The following is an 18,163-nucleotide window of genomic DNA, read 5'->3' on the forward strand; positions in this document are numbered from 1 at the left end:
TCCTTTCCCTCTGTCAAGTATTTTTTCAAAAAATTATTTCATCAACTTTCTGAATAGATAATTGCAGGAAGCGCCCTTTACATTATTATGAAAAGCTTCTTTAATGTTTTCAATCCATGATTGATTTGAGAAAGGATTCCTTGTCCCACAATGGTTTTCTATTCTTCCCTGATCCCCAAGAAGCAGCTTTTGATTTCTTCTATATTTTTTGTTTTTCCCATTGCCAATGCCAAAAGTAATCTTGCTTTCCACGAAGACAGGCGGCCGCCTAAGATAATCCCGCTGTCTTTCATGGAAAGGGCGCTTCCCTCATAGCTGTATTCTTCCTCAACGCTCCCCGAAGGCACTCTTGTCGTCAGGACGATGGGCATTCCTTTTTCCCGCAGATAGAGAACCGCTTTCCTGCATTTCGGCGGGACATTCCCGCAGCCGATCCCGTCAATGACAAGACCCGCCGCTTTCCCCTCCGCTCCATAAACGATTCCGCCGTCCATCCCTGACCAGCAGGTGATGATCCAAATATCTTCTTCTATTCTATCTGTATGAATCTTTTTATGCTTCACGGGAATGCGTCCGTATTCCACCCGGGATCCGTATACCGTACCGATGGGGCCATAATGCAGATCACGGAAGGTATCGGGATTTGTGGTGTGGACTTTAGTCACGTCCCAGGCTGCATAAATGCGGTCACCCAAACACACGGTAACCCCCTTCCCTATGGATTCGCCAGATGCCGCTGTGCGGACTGCGGCAAGAATATTTGCCGGCCCGTCAGCGCTCAAATCCGAAGCCCCCCGCATAGCACCGGTGACACAGACAGGTTTTTCCGTCTTTAGTACAGCCTCAAGAAAGAATGCCGTTTCTTCCAGCGTGTCCGTCCCATGGGTGATGACAAAACCATCCGCTTGATCTGTATCCGCCAGACGGTCAATCAGTTTCGATAATTCAAACATATCCGCTGCGGTCATCCATCCGCTGGGCTTATTGGAAAATTCCAGCACGTCCACGTCAGCATAATGCGCCAGTCCCGGCACAGCGGCGGCCAGGTCTTTTCCTGAAACAGCCGGTATCAGTCCGCCGGTTTCCCTATCTTTTTTCATGGCTATGGTTCCGCCGGTCGTAATGACCAGAATTTTTTTCATTTTCCACCCTCCGGTAAAGAAATATTTCTTTCATTGTAGCATATGATCCGCCAATACAAACAAGAAAAAGACAGACTGCCCGATTGCAATCTGCCCTCTGTGGAGGCGGTGCCCGGATTCGAACACGGGGATACAGGTCTTGCGGACCATTGCCTTACCGCTTGGCTACACCGCCATAAAAATAACAGTAATAGTATATCGTATTTCTTCGAAAAAGTAAATCTGATTTTATTATTTTCTATGATACGTTTTTTATCCATCTTCATAAATTGCAACCTGCATATTATAATGGAAATGATTAATACGTTATTTAAGGAAAGGCTTTCTATGAATTTCACTTACGAGTTTCCTGATATTACCGGATATATCCAAAAAAGCGGCACTTATAAAAAGCCGCGCCGCATCAGCGGACTCCGTCTCGGAGAAAACAGGACAGCCGTCGAAAAATGTTTCCCCCTTTCTCTCTCCCGCCGTGATGAAGATAAAGATATTGATTACTTTACCGTTTCTATGAAAGAAAAGATTTCTCTCTTTGATGAAGAAGTCGCTTCTCTCGGCTGCAGTTTCGTGAAAGGGAAAGCAGCGCTTCTCTTTGCAGACTTTATTTTTTCTACGGAAGAAATGCGAAACCGTCTGACCTCTCTTTTCGGCGAACCGGTGAAAGTGAAAGATGTTTTCCTCTGGACGGACGCGGCAACTTCCATCTTTCTCATGGCAAATGAAAATTCCGCTTCTCTCATTTTGGCGGACACGGCTCTTGAACAAGCTTATATTGATGAAGAGCAATTAGCAAATTCCGCTGAAATGGAAAATGCCGGGTTCAGAAAAACACTATGGAAGAAATACGGAGATCCCGTGGGCCGCATCGGACAGAAAACATATATTGCCCGCGCTCTTCTTGTGGGAATTCCGACAGCAGCCATGTTTGCCTGTACATGGATACGCCCTGAATTATTTGCAGGCGATGCGAACATCTTCATTATATCTTTCATGGTACTCGGCACACTGGGTTTCGTGTCGCTCATCAGTCTGGCGATACGCCGCCTTTCGGATATCGGTCTTTCCCATTTATACTACTGGGGATTCTTCGGCTTTCTTTTTATAAGCAACCAGGCCGGCGCCAAACTTCTTGGCGATGAGCTTGTTGCCACCCGTATCACAGGTATGTTCTTTTTTGCCGCCGTTACACTCCTTGCCTTTATCCCGGGACAGAAGACAAAAAACAAATACGGACCTGTACCGAAGTAATATTCCTATCCGACCGGCGTAATATAAAACTCCGACTGTCATGGACATCATGGGTCGGAGTTTTATATTGTCTTAAAAATTATTTTGTAATCTTGGCAACAACGCCTGCGCCTACGGTTCTGCCGCCTTCACGGATTGCGAAACGCTGCCCTTCTTCCATCGCTATCGGGGTGATGAGTTTTACGCTCATTTCAATGTTGTCCCCAGGCATGCACATCTCTACTCCTTCCGGCAGGTTGATGTCGCCTGTTACGTCTGTCGTTCTGAAGAAGAACTGCGGACGGTATCCATTGAAGAACGGCGTATGGCGGCCGCCTTCGTCTTTGGTCAGGACGTATACCTGCGCCGTGAATTCTGTATGCGGGTGTACGGTTCCCGGTTTTGCCAGTACTTGTCCTCTTTCAATGTCCGTACGGTCGATCCCGCGGAGCAGGGCTCCGATGTTGTCCCCTGCCATGGCCTGGTCAAGGGTCTTTCTGAACATTTCTACGCCGGTGATTACGGTCTGGGTCGGTTCGTCCTGCAGTCCTACGATTTCTGCAGCGTCCCCTACTTTGACGGTGCCGCGTTCTACTCTGCCTGTCGCTACGGTGCCGCGTCCGGTGATGGTGAATACGTCTTCTACAGGCATCAGGAACGGTTTGTCGGTGTCACGCTGCGGTGTCGGTACGTATTCGTCTACGGCTTTCATCAGGTCACGGATTTTCTGTTCGTCTTCCGCGTTCCCGTTCAGCGCTCCCAGTGCGGATCCTACGATGATCGGCACTTCATCGCCGGGGAAGTCATAGGAGGACAGCAGGTCGCGGATTTCCATCTCTACGAGGTCGATCAGTTCCGGATCGTCTACCTGGTCTGCTTTGTTCAGGAATACGACGATGGCCGGTACGCCTACCTGCTTGGCAAGAAGGATGTGTTCACGGGTCTGGGGCATCGGGCCGTCTGCCGCGGATACGACCAGGATTGCGCCGTCCATCTGTGCCGCGCCGGTGATCATGTTCTTTACATAGTCGGCGTGCCCGGGGCAGTCTACGTGTGCGTAGTGGCGGTTTTCGGTTTCATATTCTACAGTGGATGTATTGATGGTGATACCGCGCGCTCTTTCTTCCGGTGCTTTATCGATGGACGCGTAGTCCAGGAAGTTTGCCTTGCCTTCTTCAGCCAGTACTTTGGTGATGGCCGCGGTCAGGGTGGTTTTACCGTGATCGACGTGTCCGATGGTACCGATGTTTACATGCGGTTTGGTTCTTTCATAATGTGCTTTTGCCATATCTTCTCTCCTTCAATAAAAAAAAGATTTTTCGCTTTTCCTATTATACATATAAAAACGACAGGAAACAAGGAAGCGCCTAAAAACGACAGGAAACAAGGAAGCGCCGAAAGGTATCCTTATTCTCATGAGGATTCTCCAAGAAACGTTTCTTTTTAAACAAAGCTCCCTTAAAATACGTCATAAAAAGTAAATAAAAAATCCCCTGACACAGAGGATCTTCTACGCTGGTGGCGGCTCAGAGATTTGAACTCCGGACACAGCGGGTATGAACCGCTTGCTCTAGCCAACTGAGCTAAGCCGCCATGGAGCTGATAACCAGGATTGAACTGGTGACCTTATCCTTACCAAGGATACGCTCTACCGACTGAGCTATATCAGCAATCTATATGAATGAAGATAATAAACATGGTTGCGGGGGCAGGACTTGAACCTGCGGCCTTCGGGTTATGAGCCCGACGAGCTACCAACTGCTCCACCCCGCGTCATTGGTGGGCGGAATAGGATTCGAACCTATGAAGGCAAAGCCGGCAGATTTACAGTCTGCTCCCTTTAACCACTCGGGAATCCGCCCACATGGAGCTGGCAATAGGACTCGAACCTACGACCTGCTGATTACAAATCAGCTGCTCTACCAACTGAGCTACGCCAGCACATCAGTGACAAGAGTTATTATACATACAGGCCACCTTATTGTCAAGAGTTTTCACGGGTCGTTCCTATCGCTTACGCCTACTGATTATAGCACCAACCGCCGCTGCTGTCCACCATTTCCACAGCCGTGGCAGTCAGGCATTCCCTTTTCAAAATGAAATACTCTTTACTCCATTTCTTCTTTGCGGCTCACCAGTTCCGTCGGCCCGCTGACATCACGGTTCAATACTTTCTTCGCACCTTTTAAGAACTTCGGACGCGCAATCAAAACGATGCGGCCGCAGCCACGGCATTTGACACGCATATCGCTGCCCAGCTGAAGGACCTCCCATTCGGAAGAACCGCAGGGATGCTGCTTTTTCATCTGTACGACATCACCGATGCGGAATTGGATAAATTTCATCATGTCACCCTATTTCTTCGGTACAAATAATAATCGGATCGGAAAATAGCAGGCACCCGGCGGGATAAACCGGATATATAGATCTTTCCCCGCTTCCCAAGTTCCCAGTTTCTCATAATCGTAAATGGTATCATGGCCGAACCAGCGGGTTCCATAGCGTTCCGTACGGTATATACGGAGCAGCCTGCGGTCCTGCCCGATTTCCAGTGTCCCTTCAAAAACACCTCCGTTCGGGTTCAGATAAAGATCATACTTCCCCGTCCCTTTGCTGTGGATCGTCAAATGGCAGGTAATGCCGTAGTTCCCCGTATTTTCCCGCCCGATGAAATTAAGTTCGTCCCTTCCTTCTTGAAAAAACGCTGTGCTTTCAGCAGAACCCAATTCAATTTTTCCTGCGCTTTTTTCCGCGTCCCACACGCCGCTTTCAAAATAAACGTGCATGGGAAATGTTCCCCGCATTTCATGGGAGTCCGGAGGAAGGTACCTTGCCTTTTCCAGATGCTTTTCCACACTGCCTTCATAAGGAAGAATAGCCGCGCCGAATCGAACGGGCGACGACGTTTCCACTTCCACGATACCGCTGACCAAATCATCTTGCCGGATTCCTTTTACGTTATCTTCAAAAAGAATAGTCCGCTTTCCTTTCTCCAGCATAACGTTTCGCGGCGGCTGCTGTTTAGCCGTCACTTCTCTGAAAGAAAGCGTCTTTCCCGTAGGCACGTAGCTGCGGCTCGGTTCCCCCCGGAGCGTACGGACGACTTTGATCTCTTCTCCTTTATCGCTCATGCCATAAACCGCAAGACGCGCCGGTTTCCCCGTCTCATTTACATGATAATAGTAAATCCGGCCTTTCCCTTTCAACACGGTACCTTCCGCAAGGATTCCGTAGTTTCGGGCATATTCAGGGCTGTCTGATAAGATCAGCGTATCTTCCGCTTTTATCTTTTCCAAAGGGATTTCTTCATAGGAAATACCCAGAGGCGACGCCCCTGCCGCAGTAACCGCTCCGCAAGCGGCAGCCGCCATAGCGGCAATCCATGTTTTTATGTTCATTACTTTCTGCCTTTTACCCTTCCTGCCAATGTTTCCGCCATGGAGGCTATTTTACGGAACCGATGGGCCAGTCCCGACTTGGTGATGCCGCATAGATCCGCCAATTCCGCCATGGAAGCGTCCGGATTTTTCATGCGCGCTTCGCAGGCGGCGCGAACAGACGGTGATAATTCGGATAATCGTTTATACTGCAATAATTTTTCCACATCCCGCATTTGGCGGACAGCAGCGTCTACTGATTTCTGCAGATTTGCCGTTTCACAGTTTACCTGGCGGTTGACACGGTTCCGCATATCTTTCACCACGCGGACACTTTCAAAATCCATATAACTGTTTGCCGCGCCGACAATCTGCAAGAAAGAGCTCACATCATCACCGCCTTTGATGTAGACGATGTAATCATTTTTTCGATCGGTCATACGGGCATTCAATTTGAAGGAACGCATCACGGCAATGAGTTCTCCGGCAAACCGCAGCGACTGTGTCACCAATTCCAGGTGGTAATCGCCCTGCGGCCGGCTCACCGTACCGCCGCCAAGGAAAGCGCCCGCCAGATAAGACCGCCGTTCTTCGGCAGACACCAGCCGGCCCGCATCACGGATATCCATGAGCGGATCCAATCCCATTTCCCCAAGAAACCGCAAGCTGTCCTCTGACGGCCGGACGGTCAAAGTATACACATTTTTCTTGCGCAGCTTCCGTCCCTGCCGCACCATAGCTGACGGCATAAGATTGAAATCTTTTTTCAGGCAGACGAGGACACGGCGGGCAACGGCGCTGTTCCCCGTAGAAAATTCCACGCCCTTTTTCCTCTGCGCTCCCGTAACAATTGCGCCGCCCATACGAAGAAGTGCCAGCAGTTCCCCGCTTCTGCTTTCTTTATCGGGACGGACAACACGGGCAAGCTCATTCTTCACCTGCTCCGTAAATGACATTACTTCGCCCTCCCCAGATACCCCGACAATACTTCAGGCGCAATATTGGTTTTCAGAAGTCCGGAAATACGGATGATTTCATTGCAAAGCGTATCCGTATCATGAACAGCGCCTTTTTCAACGCCGAGCAAATCCTCTTCAATAAGGATTATCCCCATACGCTGGATTTTCTTCCGATCTATTTCCACCGGATGCGCCTGTACTTTTTCATAACGTTTCAGTACATCTTTCTTCGGCACACCGTTGTTGACAAGAACATAGTCAATGACCCCTTTCCCCACATGATCGACAAGGGCTTTTAAATGGTCACTGACGGTATAACCGAGGGTCTCGCCCGGCTGGGTCATCACGTTACAGATATACATGCACGGCGCGGAACTTTCCTTGATCGCCGTAAGAATCTCAGGTACAAGAAGGTCGGGAAGCACGCTGGTATACAAGCTGCCCGGGCCCAAGGTAATCAGGTCGGCATTGCGGATTGCTTCCAACGCATCGCCTACAGCAATGGGAGCCGACGGAACGGTATCCACATGGATGATTTTTACTTTGCCGCCTTTTTTTTCGACATAAGCAGCAATTTCCGATTCCCCTTCAATCGTACTGCCGTCGGACATTTTCGCACAGAGGCGGATTTTCTGCGCCGTTGCCGGCATGACCTGTCCGCGGATATTTAAAACGGTGCTGGCCGTTTCCAAAGCATTCTGCACATTTCCGAATTCCTTCATGAGCGCCGCCAGGAATAAATTGCCCAGACTGTGGCCCGCCAGTTCTCCTTCCCCGCCAAAACGATATTGGAAGAGCTGTTCCAGTACCGTTTCTTTATCTGCCAAAGCCACCAGACAATTGCGTAAATCCCCGGGCGCGACAATATTCATCTCTTCACGAAGCCGGCCGGAAGAGCCACCGTCATCCGCTACCGTAACAATAGCGGAAATATTGGAAGTCTTTGTTTTCAATCCGCGGAGAAGCATGGACAATCCGTGTCCTCCTCCGATAGCCACGACTTTCAGCCCGCGGGACAATTCCCATTTCGACACGATATGGCGGGACACGCTTTCCTGATCCGGTGCCACAAGGCTGAAGAAACGTTTCACCAGCCTGCGGATCGCCCACAACATGAAAAACAGGCCGATGAACACGAAAAAGATCCCTGCCGCAGCAAGAAATGTATAGCTGTAAGTCCCTGTTAGAACGAACAGAAGACGAAGTATTTCCTCCTCAATCCGACCAAAGACCTGGTAGTTCATAACGAGAGCAGCACCGAATGCCAACAGCATAAGGCCGAAGGAAAAGAGCAGCATCCATCTTTTTATATTTAACCCTGGATAAAGCCACTGCAGGAGCAGTTTCATTTGTTTTCCTCCTACTTATCATCTGCATCGCGAACAATGCGGTTCCTGTGCAAATCACGGTGTTCCACGTTCACATGGGCATGCTTTTCTTTCAGGTGGGCTCCCAGTTTTTCTGTCACGAAAACGGAACGGTGCATACCGCCGGTACAGCCGATAGCAATGGTAAACTGCGTTTTTCCCCGGTCCCTGAACTGATCCACTATGAATCCCATGAAATTAAAAAGTTTTCTTTTGAATTCTTTGGTAACCGGTGATTTTTCAATATATGCCGCCACTTCCGGCACGCGCCCCGTCCAGTGCTTGTATTCTTCCACATAGAAAGGGTTCGGCAGGAAACGGACATCAATGACCATATCGGCATCAATAGGAATACCGTATTTGAAGCCGAAGGAAAATACAGTAATCTGCATATCCCGTTTCTTATCCACCGCGCCGAAACGGCTCCCCATGTATTCCTGCAGATCAGCCGGTTTCATAGCGGTAGTGTCGATAATGACATCCGCCTGTGCGCGGACACCAGCAAGAATTTTTCGTTCCGCCTCTATGCCTTCCTGAATGCGCATCGTTTTGGCCAAAGGGTGCTGCCGACGGGTTTCCATATACCGCCGCACAAGAGCTTCGTCCGATGCTTCCAAAAAAACCACTTCATGGGGAATCCCCCGTTTATTCAATTCATCCAGCGCCTGGGGAAGTGCGTCAAAAAAAGAACCGCCCCGGATATCGGAAACCACCGCCACATGGCGGGTATTGGACGTACTCTTCCAGCAAAGGTCCGCAAAACGAGCAATCAGGACCGGCGGCAGGTTATCCACACAGTAATACCCCATATCTTCCAGCTTCTGCATGAAATTCGTTTTCCCCGCACCGCTCATGCCCGTGATAATCACAAAACGAAACCGTTCCATTACTTATACCTCCAATACATATTTCTCTATGGCTTTTGCCACACCATCCTCATTATTCGATGCCGTGATGAAATGAGCCGCCGCTTTTGCCGATTCCGCCGCATTTTCAACGGCAAAAGACCAATCAGTCAGATTAAACATGGAAATATCATTATGCCCATTCCCAAAAGTCATCAAACCTGACAAAGAAATCCCCCAGCGGTCACAAAGCTCGGCGAGCGCCGCCCCCTTGGACATGCCTTTCCTGTTCATTTCAAAAAACTCCGGCTTCGATTTCACCTGGTTCGTGGCATAGCTGAACTTTTCAGAAAGTACCCGCTCCACCTCTGCCATAACCTGCGGGTCTCTGTCAAATATCAGGAGCTTCGTCGGTTCTTTGGCAAGCGTCCAGAAATCCTCTCCCAGAACATGGGCGGAAACGCCGCACTGCTTTTCATAACTCTCCGTACGCTCATCGCGGAAAGGCACGTACACTTCATCATCAATATAGGCATGCATGTACCATCCCCGTTCATGGGCCGTATCTATAATGCCCTGTGCCGTTTCCATATCCATTGTCACATCGCGGAGCACTCTGCCACTTTCGCAAAGCCCCACAAACGCACCCGTATAACAGATCAGCGGCACATCTCCAAGACCGATGGCTTGCCCCCATGGGCGGGCGGCCTGAAACATACGGCCTGTGGCAATGACGATGCGGATATTTCTTTCCATCACTTTCCGAAGAATATCTTTCGTATAATCGGAAAGTGAAATATCATCGTGGAGAAGCGTATCGTCCAAATCGATCGCTATCATTTTTACCGGTGCCATTCATTCCTCCCTTTGAGCGTCCTTTATTTCCGCTTCAAGGCTTTTCCAATTTGTTTGTACCCTATTATAGCATAAAAAGAAACACCCGAATCCGTGTGAAGCGGATACAAAGTGCTTCTTCCGTTCTATATTTCATACCTTACCGAAACAAGAATCAATCCTTGGGGCGGCGCAGTGAATCCTGCTTTCTCCCTGCTTTTTGATTCCAGTATGGCGGGAATACTCTCCGCTTTCCGTTTCCCTTCGCCCACTTCCACAAGCGTTCCCACTAAAATGCGCACCATGCCCTGGAGAAAACCGTCTCCGGTAAAATCAATCTGCAGTTCTCCCTTTATTTCTTTCATTTCAATTCCGGAAATACAGCGAACCGCAGACTTTTTCATTTTCTTATTTCCACAGAAGGAAGTAAAATCATAAGTTCCTATTAAAAATGCTGCCGCTTTCTTCATTGCTTCTATATCAAGAGACTTTCCATACTGCCACACGAAGCGCCGTTCAAACACATTTTTCTCCGTCGACGTGCGGATCCGGTAACGGTATGTTTTCTCCAAAGTACTGAAACGGCTGTGGAATCGTTCCTCCGCTGTCTCCATATGCTTCAAAGCAATATCGTCAGGCAAATCCCCATTCAAAGCCGTTTCCAATTCTTCCGCTTTCCATCTCCCTTTCAGATGGAAATTCACTACCTGTCCCAGCGAATGGACCCCGGCGTCTGTCCGTCCCGCGCCGATGACCTGCACCTCTTCCCCCGTTATTTTCCGAAGAGTTTTCTCCAATTTCCCCTGAATCGTTTCTTCCGTACGCTTTTGCTTTTGCCAGCCCTCGTAACGGGTACCGTCATACTGTACGATGCAGCGATAATTCATAGAACCTCCTTATAGCTTCCGTTATTCCCATTGTACGCAGAGCCCGCAGCAGCGTCAAACAAAACTATATTTACTGTAACTCCATATGATATAATATTAACAGTTTTAAACTACTTTTTTATATTTTGAAAGTGAGTGAACCTGATGAAAAAATTATTGACAGCCCTTGGTGCGGCAGCAGTCATCGCAACCATGACCATGCCGGTTTCCGCTGAAAAACTGTGGAAGTACAGCGAAACCGTTACCATTGACCTTGCTGAAGCACGGTACAAGCCGACCACCGACGGCCACGACATACTGGAATTCGTTGCGGTAGAACAGCTTCCTGACGGCACCTGCACTTATACTTATGTCTATGACAGAACCGCCGGAACCATCCAGGTGAAAGAAATGGAAAAGACCACAAAGAAACTCCATTATAAGAGCAACTTCTCCGCGACCTCCGTCAACTCCACCAATCCCGTTATCCGTGAACGCGCACAGATGGCAGAAGCGGTCTACCAGAGAAAAGTACATAAGAAGTAAGCCATGGACGCCGTTTATGAAGAAATAAACCGCGACCTGCTCCACTTTATTGCCAAAGCACCGTCTGTTTTTCATGCTGTAAACAGCATCCGGACGGCGCTTTCTTATGCAGGTTTTACGGAAATACGGGAAGAAGACCCGTGGCAGATTGAAAGAGGCGGGAAATATGTCGTCACAAGAAACGGCTCCGCCCTCATGGCATTTACCATCCCTGAAGACGGCGGTCATGCGTTCCGAATAACGGCAAGCCATGGCGACTCTCCCTCTTTTAAAATCAAAGAAAATCCCGAACTCCGCGACGCTGCGTATGTCCGGCTGAACGTGGAAGGCTACGGCGGCATGATCATGTCCACCTGGCTCGACCGCCCCCTGTCGGCAGCAGGCCGTATCATCGTTTCGGAAAATGGAAAACTCGTTTCCAAACTAGTCAATCTTGATCGGACGACACTCGTCATTCCCTCCGTCGCCATCCATATGGACCGTACTGCAAACGGCGGGCACGCCTGGAATATACAGCAGGATCTCCTTCCTCTTTACGGGACGGCGGACGATTCCCTGTCTTTTATAGATGCCGTTGCCGCTGCAGCACAGGTTGCGCCGGAAAATATTTTAGGCCATGACCTGTACCTTTATTCCCGTATAGAGGGAACCCTGTGGGGAGAGCGGCATGAATTTATTTCTTCCGCCAGGCTGGATGACCTTCAATGCGCTTTCGCCGCGTTCCGTGGATTCACCGCAGGAAAAAAGGAAAAGCATATCTGTGTTTACGCCCTTTTCGATAATGAAGAAGTTGGCAGCGCCACAAATCAGGGCGCCGGTGCCACCTTCCTCAAGAATACACTGACAAGGATCTCCCGTTCTTTGGGTTACAGCTATGACGAAACACAAGCCATGATTGCCCGAAGCTTCATGATTTCCGCCGACAACGGCCACGCGCTCCATCCGAATCATGGAGAATATGCCGATCCCGTAAACGCGCCGCGCCTGAATGGAGGCATCGTCATTAAATTCAATGCCCAGCAGAAATACGCCACTGACGGATTCTCCGCCGCCTTCTTCCGCAACCTTTGCCGCCGCGTAGAAGTGCCGACACAGACTTTTACGAACAGGAGCGATATCCCCGGCGGTTCCACCCTGGGAAATATTTCCAATACCAAGGTTTCCATGCCTACGGTGGACATCGGACTTCCCCAGCTCGCCATGCACTCCTCTTATGAAACAGCAGGCACGAAAGATACCGCTTACCTGGTCATGGCATGCACCGCATTTTTTGAATAAGCTGTATTATTTGTTTACAGGCAATAAAAACAGACACCGCTATGAAATTGTATTTCCGCAGTGTCTGTTTTATTGGCTACGCTTCCGCTTCATCCAGCTCCCTCACATAGGGTTTTATGTCAATCAGGCCGCTTCCGTCAATGGCATCCAGCCCGATTACAAAAAGCCTGTTCTTTTCCCGCCTTACCAGTTTGACCACGCATAGATTGATGGGATTCGGCCGGTGCGGCGAACGGCTGGCAAATACGCCGTAAGGTTCCTTTGCCCAGGGCGGCACTGTTTGCAGGGCCGTGCGGTCAGCTTCGTGGGCAAAATATAAAACCACATAATATCTCCCTTCATCCGCATGAAGCAGTGCTGTTTCATAAGCCGGAAAGATCTCAATCTCACAAAATTTATCAGAAATCTTTCCCTGACGCGGCGCTTCTTTTACTGTTTTATAAGGACTGTATATTCTCCCTATTTCTTTTAATTCCATTCTTCCTCCTTAAGGCAAATAGAAATCATTCGCATATATTGATTTTAGATTATCATTTATTTATAATAATTTCAATGTGCATTACTTTTATTTTCTAATTTGTCATTTCATTTTATAAGGAGGACTTCACATTGAAAAAAACTTTACTGGCATTAAGTATCTTATCTGCTTTCAGCGGCGGATGGGCACAGGGAGCCGAGCCCCTCTTTTTTGAAATGGATGAATTCATTGTTGTCGGGCACAAGATAAAAAAGGAAGACCCCCATGCTTCTATCAACATAGAAGAAAAAATTGATGCGGGCCAGCTCCATACTGCGGCTGATATTTTAGAAAATGTACCCGGCATGGTCGTATCCAGAGGACAGAACTCCGGTATCCAGGTAGGTATGCGTGGACTTAACCATGAACGTACAGTCATCGCCATCAATGGAAACGTTGTGGATAATATCGGTGAAATCATGCAGGGACGGGCGCTGGAATGGGATGCACTCCCGATTACAAATATCAAGCAAATGCAGATCATCCGCGGCGGGCGTTCCGCCATGTACGGCGGTGCCCTTGCCGGTGTAATAAACATCATTACTGATGATGATAATATAAAACCGGAAAGCAAGCTCCGCTTCAGTTACGGCAGTTGGAACACATGGAAATCCACTTTTAGCAATCAAGGGAAATCTGATAATCAAAAACTCTCATGGAGCCTGGCTCTCTCCAAGCAGGAAAGTGACGGATACTATCGGAATACGAGCTCCAACGGCCACGACGGCAGTATCAATCTGTCTTACAACCTGAATGATACAGATAAGATCCGCCTTTTATATTCCCATGTATATAAAAGAGAAGGAATGGCCGTTGGAAATAATAAAGCAAAAAATCCGGCATCAAAATACCTGGGTTTTGACCCTGATTATCCCACTACCCCCAACCTGCCAGCATTACAGGTGGACGGATACCGCCAGTGGAAAACGGATGACATATCACTCCACTATGAGACGAAAGATTCCCATTTCAGTTTTTATGACTACCGCCAGAACCGTCTTGACCACGCGCAGCGCATGATTCCCGGCCGGAGAGGTCCTCCCAGGCTGGGACAAATGGAAATTATTTGGGATGCCGATATTATAAACTGCGGATTAAATTGGGATCAGCAGAAGAAAACAGGAAAACATGACCTGAATTACGGACTGCAATATAAAGTCATGAAATTTCATATTAAAAACGAGTTCTCCCGCTACCGCCTGCCGGCTCATGCCTTGTTCATTGAGGATAACTATACTGCCGGCGAACGTACCACTATCGGTATGGGTCTTCGCTATGACCATCAGAAATTTACCGCTGAGCAAGGCGGGATACGCAAGGATTCCTATCATCATCTGTCCCCGAAAATGAATATTACCCAGAAATTGTCTGACGGCAGTTATCTGTTCGCCGGTGCCAGCATGCTTTTCCGCGCTCCCACGGTAGCTGACTACAGCCGTTGGAGCACTGGGTATATTGACAGGGACGGCGATTATAGAAATGAATTTTTCCCCGGCTCTTCTATTCCCGACTGGCAAAAATTTCTCGGAACCCCAAAACCGGAAAAAGGCATGAGCTATGAACTTGGATGGAAAAAAAGTTTACATGATAATGCCAATCTTCAGATTACAGGATTCTATTATGACATTGATGATTATCTGAATATTTCCTTCGGGAAAGCCCATTTAAAACCGCCCATTGTTTACAATATAGATAATGTCAAGGTAAGAGGCATCGAAATCATGGGCAGTTACCAGCTGAATGAAAACTGGTCGCTTACCGCCGGATACACTTATCAGAAATCTAAAAAGGAAGGCGACCGTATGAATGCGGCGCTGAGAAATCTGCCGGAGTCCACTTTCAAATCAGGAGTCTATTATAACAATTTCCATGGATTCCGCAGTGCTCTTAACCTCCGCTTTATAGGAAAGGCAAAAGCAGAAGATCCCTCTTCCGCCCTTCCATCTTATACCATAGCCGATGCGACCTTCTCTTATGAAAAGGGTTCACATCTGATAAGCCTGGCAGTCAACAATATTTTTAACCGTTACTATGAAGAAAGCCGCGGCTTCCGAATGCCAGGCACCAATTACAGCGTTTCTTACCAGTATCGATTCTAAGAGGTTGAGCACATGCGCAGTACAAAATTCTTCTTCTGTCTCCTTTCCATGGCAGCAGCCATCATCTTTGCCGGCTGTGGCAACCTGCTCCAACCGGTATCCCCCAAAAAAGATGTGTCCATCACTATCACAGATGCCACCGGTCGAAACGTAACTCTTCCCAAAACTGTTAAAACCTACGCCATCAGTACCTTTGACCTGATTAACTTTATTATTCCCCTCAAAGGAGAAGCAGCTTTTGAAATGCTGGTTGGTGTCGGCGATTCCGGCGGCAAATGGAGTTATGATAAAGTATATGAAGCCAAATTCCCACAATGGAAAGACAGATGGACTGTTATTTCTCCACACAATGCTCCCTTCGATTTGGAGACCATTCTTGCCAAAAAGCCGGACGTTCTCATCGTCAATTCCGCCATGCAGGCTCACCTCCATGCATTGGATATAGAACCGCAACTCACGAAAGCCGGTATTGCCCTTGTGCTGGTAGATGTTCCCAAAATCACAGACCGCTCTGCCCAGGAAACATATACGCTGCTGGGTAAGCTTTTCAATGAAGAGGAAAAAGCGGCAGAGGTAAATGCATTTTTGGATGAACAGTTTAAAGTAGTCAAAGACGGACTTGCCAACGTAAAAAGAGGCAAACCTCTTGTTTACTATGAGAAATCAGGCACCGCCGAAGTGTACGGTCCATCCAGCACAAGCAAGACATCCGGATGGGGTGCCCTTATTAATTATGCCGGCGGAGACAACCTGGCAGATCATGCTGCCGGAAAATCCATGGAAGGCGGAGTTATGCTTGATCCGGAATTTGTAATCACCGCTGACCCTGATTTCATTATCCTTTCCGGCAGCAGTCAGATGGGCATGGGGTTTGATTTACAGGCACCGCAGCCGAATCGTTTCAATATCCTTTTACGTCCGGGCTGGCAAAATATTAAGGCCGTTAAAAATAAAGAAGTCTATGAATTTCAGCATGAACTTAGCCGTACACCGTTTCTCTTCTACCCGGTACAGTGTTTTGCTAAATCATTCTACCCGGAAGCATTCCAATCTCTTGATCCGGAAAAACGGCTCGATGAATTTTACGACAGATTCATGCTGATAAAAAGAACGGATGGCATATGGAAAATCAAAATGAAATAACCTCCGTAGAAAAAGCTGTTTTTATATACCGCCAGATTGTCAGAAAGAAAATAGTTGCTCTTACTGCCCTTATTGCAGGCACTCTTCTCTGCTTTTTTCTGAATGTTGTCATCGGGTCTACTACAATTTCACTCTCAGCGGTTTTATCAGCTCTTGCAGGCGATGAAAATACAACTCTTCACACCGTAATATGGGACATCCGCCTCCCGATGGCATGCATGGCAATCCTTGCCGGTGCAGGTTTTTCCATCTGCGGTTGTGAAATGCAGACCATTTTAGGAAATCCCATGGCAAGCCCTTATACACTGGGAATTTCTGCAGCAGCCGCTTTCGGCGCTGCAGCAGGAATCATTCTGGATATCAATATTCTAGGCATACCGTCAAATCTGCTTGTCACGGCCAACTCTTTTTTATTCGCCCTGGCAGCCTCTTTTCTAATTTATCGTTTTTCCGCCTGGCATCAAAGCAAAAGACATATAATTATCCTTTTCGGCATCGCTCTCAATTTCATTTTTAATGCATTCACCATGTTTCTTCAATATATTGCCGATGAAAATAAATTGCAAAGTCTGATCTTCTGGAGTTTTGGGAGCCTGTCAAAATCCACCTGGGAGAAAACAGTCATTCTTGCCATTGTATTTCTTTTCACCTTTTTCTTTCTTCTCCATCACTCATGGAAACTCACGGCTCTTACACTGAATGACCAGAAAGCACTGAGCCTGGGAGTAGATGTTTACCAGCTGCGCTGCCATGTCATCATACTTGTCTCACTGCTCACAGCAACAGCAGTCTGCTTCGTGGGAACCATCGGATTTTTAGGCCTTGTCGCCCCCCATCTTGCAAGAGGACTCACCGGGGAAGACCAGCGTTTCCTGCTTCCTGTTTCCGCTCTCTTTGGCGCTTTTATCCTTTCTGTGGCCTCCATGCTTTCAAAAATCCTTATTTCCGGAGCACTTCTCCCGGTTGGACTCATTACTTCTTTTATAGGAATCCCCTTCTTTATTATCCTCATCTTCAGCCAAGGAAGAAAAAGCCTATGATTACCACGAAAAACTTATCCTTCGCTTATCCGGGAAAATCTCCTGTTTTCAGAAATCTCTCTCTTACATTCAAAAATGAATTCAACGTAATCATAGGCCCCAATGCCGCCGGAAAATCCACATTCCTGAAATGCCTTTTTCACCTGCTTTCTCCATCAGGAAGATTCTTTTACGGGAACCGGGACATTACCAACATAACATTAAAAGAACGAATCGCGCTCATGGCTTATCTGCCACAGGAAGAAATTTCATCCTTAAACCTTACGGTTTTTGAGACAGTTCTTTTAGGCCGGCTGCCCTATTTAAACTGGCATATCACAAAAGAGGATGCATCATGCGTCATGAAGATATTAGAAACACTCCACATAAGCCATTTGGCACAGACCTCATTTTCTTCACTCAGTGGCGGCCAGCAGAAATTAGTGTCTATCGCACAGACACTTGTTCGAAAACCGAAAGTGCTTCTCATGGATGAGCCGACAAACAGTCTTGATCTACAAAAGCAATTGGAGCTGTGCGAAATAATAAAAGAAATTACGCGACATCATCATATAGGGTTTATCGTTGTTCTTCACGACTTAAACTTAGCCGCACGATTTGGAGACCGGGTCTTCGTATTTGACGGAAACGGGGGAATCTATAACCAAGGCTCTCCGGAAGAAGTATTTACGGAAAATCTGCTCAAAGATGTATATGGCGTCCATGCTGAAATCAGGCAGGACCAGACAGGCATCCCTGTAATCATTCCGCACATGTCCGTCAGAACCCTCCATGAACATATACCGGTATAACACTGCTATCACCAGTATAAACAAGGCTCCCCACCCCCCCTTCTTACAAATCGCCCGGTGGAAAAGACGGCACTTCCTTGACCACGGCATATGCTGCATTTTCAAACAAGCCGATTTAAAAACGCTGATTGG

The 18,163-nt window shown here is 47.9% G+C and carries 17 protein-coding genes and 6 tRNA genes; 7 read left to right on the forward strand and 16 right to left on the reverse strand.

All coding sequences use genetic code 11. The annotated features are described in order from the left end of the window. Window positions 1–158: 158 nt before the first annotated feature. Window positions 159–1,142, reverse strand: a complete 984-nt coding sequence (locus GCWU000321_RS04540; protein WP_007069917.1) for an asparaginase — start codon at window positions 1,140–1,142, stop codon at window positions 159–161. Window positions 1,143–1,242: 100 nt separating this feature from the next. Further along, window positions 1,243–1,317 (reverse strand) — tRNA-Cys (locus tag GCWU000321_RS04545). A gap of 152 nt (window positions 1,318–1,469) precedes the next feature. Here GCWU000321_RS04545 and GCWU000321_RS04550 point away from each other — a divergent pair. After that, entirely contained in the window at window positions 1,470–2,390 is a 921-nt protein-coding gene (locus GCWU000321_RS04550; RefSeq protein WP_040381291.1) for a DUF805 domain-containing protein, read from the forward strand. A gap of 79 nt (window positions 2,391–2,469) precedes the next feature. Here GCWU000321_RS04550 and tuf read toward each other — a convergent pair whose 3' ends face one another. The 13 genes from tuf to truA all read right to left on the reverse strand — a co-directional run bounded on the left by tuf (window position 2,470) and on the right by truA (window position 10,638). Continuing rightward, window positions 2,470–3,657: an elongation factor Tu gene (tuf, locus tag GCWU000321_RS04555; RefSeq protein WP_007069919.1), complete on the reverse strand. Its 1,188-nt coding sequence runs from the start codon at window positions 3,655–3,657 to the stop codon at window positions 2,470–2,472. Between the two features lie 228 nt (window positions 3,658–3,885). Further along, window positions 3,886–3,962: transfer RNA gene (locus tag GCWU000321_RS04560), tRNA-Met, on the reverse strand. Between the two features lies 1 nt (window position 3,963). After that, a tRNA-Thr gene (locus GCWU000321_RS04565) sits at window positions 3,964–4,039 on the reverse strand. A 27-nt stretch (window positions 4,040–4,066) separates the two neighbouring features. Then, window positions 4,067–4,142 (reverse strand) — tRNA-Met (locus GCWU000321_RS04570). Window positions 4,143–4,146: 4 nt separating this feature from the next. After that, a tRNA-Tyr gene (locus GCWU000321_RS04575) sits at window positions 4,147–4,231 on the reverse strand. Window positions 4,232–4,234: 3 nt separating this feature from the next. After that, window positions 4,235–4,310, reverse strand: a tRNA-Thr gene (locus GCWU000321_RS04580). Window positions 4,311–4,477: 167 nt separating this feature from the next. After that, a complete protein-coding gene (locus GCWU000321_RS04585) occupies window positions 4,478–4,717 on the reverse strand; it encodes a DUF951 domain-containing protein (RefSeq protein ID WP_007069921.1) in 240 nt (79 codons plus the stop codon). 6 nt (window positions 4,718–4,723) lie between these two features. Continuing rightward, complete coding sequence (locus GCWU000321_RS04590) at window positions 4,724–5,767, reverse strand: hypothetical protein (protein ID WP_007069922.1); 1,044 nt, start codon at window positions 5,765–5,767, stop codon at window positions 4,724–4,726. Beyond that, a complete protein-coding gene (whiA, locus tag GCWU000321_RS04595; protein ID WP_007069923.1) occupies window positions 5,767–6,702 on the reverse strand; it encodes a DNA-binding protein WhiA in 936 nt (311 codons plus the stop codon). Before whiA ends, GCWU000321_RS04590 begins: the two co-directional genes overlap by 1 nt. After that, window positions 6,702–8,054 carry a uridine diphosphate-N-acetylglucosamine-binding protein YvcK gene (yvcK, locus tag GCWU000321_RS04600; RefSeq protein ID WP_007069924.1) on the reverse strand — a complete coding sequence of 451 codons (1,353 nt, stop codon included), beginning with the start codon at window positions 8,052–8,054 and terminating at the stop codon, window positions 6,702–6,704. Before yvcK ends, whiA begins: the two co-directional genes overlap by 1 nt. 11 nt (window positions 8,055–8,065) lie before the next feature. Next, window positions 8,066–8,959: an RNase adapter RapZ gene (gene rapZ, locus GCWU000321_RS04605; protein WP_007069925.1), complete on the reverse strand. Its 894-nt coding sequence runs from the start codon at window positions 8,957–8,959 to the stop codon at window positions 8,066–8,068. A 3-nt stretch (window positions 8,960–8,962) separates the two neighbouring features. After that, window positions 8,963–9,772 (reverse strand): Cof-type HAD-IIB family hydrolase, encoded by an 810-nt coding sequence (locus GCWU000321_RS04610; RefSeq protein WP_007069926.1) that lies wholly within the window; start codon window positions 9,770–9,772, stop codon window positions 8,963–8,965. A 125-nt stretch (window positions 9,773–9,897) separates the two neighbouring features. After that, on the reverse strand, window positions 9,898–10,638 hold the full coding sequence (truA, locus tag GCWU000321_RS04615; RefSeq protein ID WP_007069927.1) for a tRNA pseudouridine(38-40) synthase TruA: 741 nt from the start codon (window positions 10,636–10,638) through the stop codon (window positions 9,898–9,900). 144 nt (window positions 10,639–10,782) lie between these two features. Here truA and GCWU000321_RS04620 point away from each other — a divergent pair, with 144 nt between their 5' ends. Continuing rightward, complete coding sequence (locus tag GCWU000321_RS04620) at window positions 10,783–11,163, forward strand: hypothetical protein (protein ID WP_007069928.1); 381 nt, start codon at window positions 10,783–10,785, stop codon at window positions 11,161–11,163. A gap of 3 nt (window positions 11,164–11,166) precedes the next feature. Next, a complete protein-coding gene (locus GCWU000321_RS04625) occupies window positions 11,167–12,441 on the forward strand; it encodes a M18 family aminopeptidase (RefSeq protein WP_007069929.1) in 1,275 nt (424 codons plus the stop codon). A 76-nt stretch (window positions 12,442–12,517) separates the two neighbouring features. On the opposite strand, the gene tsaA is transcribed toward GCWU000321_RS04625, so the two are convergent. Continuing rightward, entirely contained in the window at window positions 12,518–12,919 is a 402-nt protein-coding gene (tsaA, locus tag GCWU000321_RS04630; RefSeq protein WP_007069930.1) for a tRNA (N6-threonylcarbamoyladenosine(37)-N6)-methyltransferase TrmO, read from the reverse strand. Between the two features lie 131 nt (window positions 12,920–13,050). On the opposite strand from tsaA, the gene GCWU000321_RS04635 reads away from it, so the two are divergent. From GCWU000321_RS04635 to GCWU000321_RS04650, 4 genes are read left to right on the forward strand one after another with little or no spacing between them, the layout of a single operon-like run. Further along, entirely contained in the window at window positions 13,051–15,057 is a 2,007-nt protein-coding gene (locus tag GCWU000321_RS04635) for a TonB-dependent receptor (RefSeq protein ID WP_007069931.1), read from the forward strand. Window positions 15,058–15,069: 12 nt separating this feature from the next. Next, window positions 15,070–16,200, forward strand: coding sequence for an ABC transporter substrate-binding protein (locus GCWU000321_RS04640; protein WP_050754519.1), 1,131 nt, complete (start codon window positions 15,070–15,072; stop codon window positions 16,198–16,200). After that, window positions 16,179–17,240 carry a FecCD family ABC transporter permease gene (locus GCWU000321_RS04645; RefSeq protein ID WP_007069933.1) on the forward strand — a complete coding sequence of 354 codons (1,062 nt, stop codon included), beginning with the start codon at window positions 16,179–16,181 and terminating at the stop codon, window positions 17,238–17,240. The genes GCWU000321_RS04640 and GCWU000321_RS04645 overlap by 22 nt, the downstream gene beginning before the upstream one ends. Continuing rightward, window positions 17,237–18,031, forward strand: a complete 795-nt coding sequence (locus GCWU000321_RS04650; RefSeq protein ID WP_007069934.1) for an ABC transporter ATP-binding protein — start codon at window positions 17,237–17,239, stop codon at window positions 18,029–18,031. Before GCWU000321_RS04645 ends, GCWU000321_RS04650 begins: the two co-directional genes overlap by 4 nt. The last annotated feature ends 132 nt before the right edge of the window (window positions 18,032–18,163 follow it).

Source organism: Dialister invisus DSM 15470 (assembly GCF_000160055.1).
Lineage (GTDB): Bacteria > Bacillota > Negativicutes > Veillonellales > Dialisteraceae > Dialister > Dialister invisus.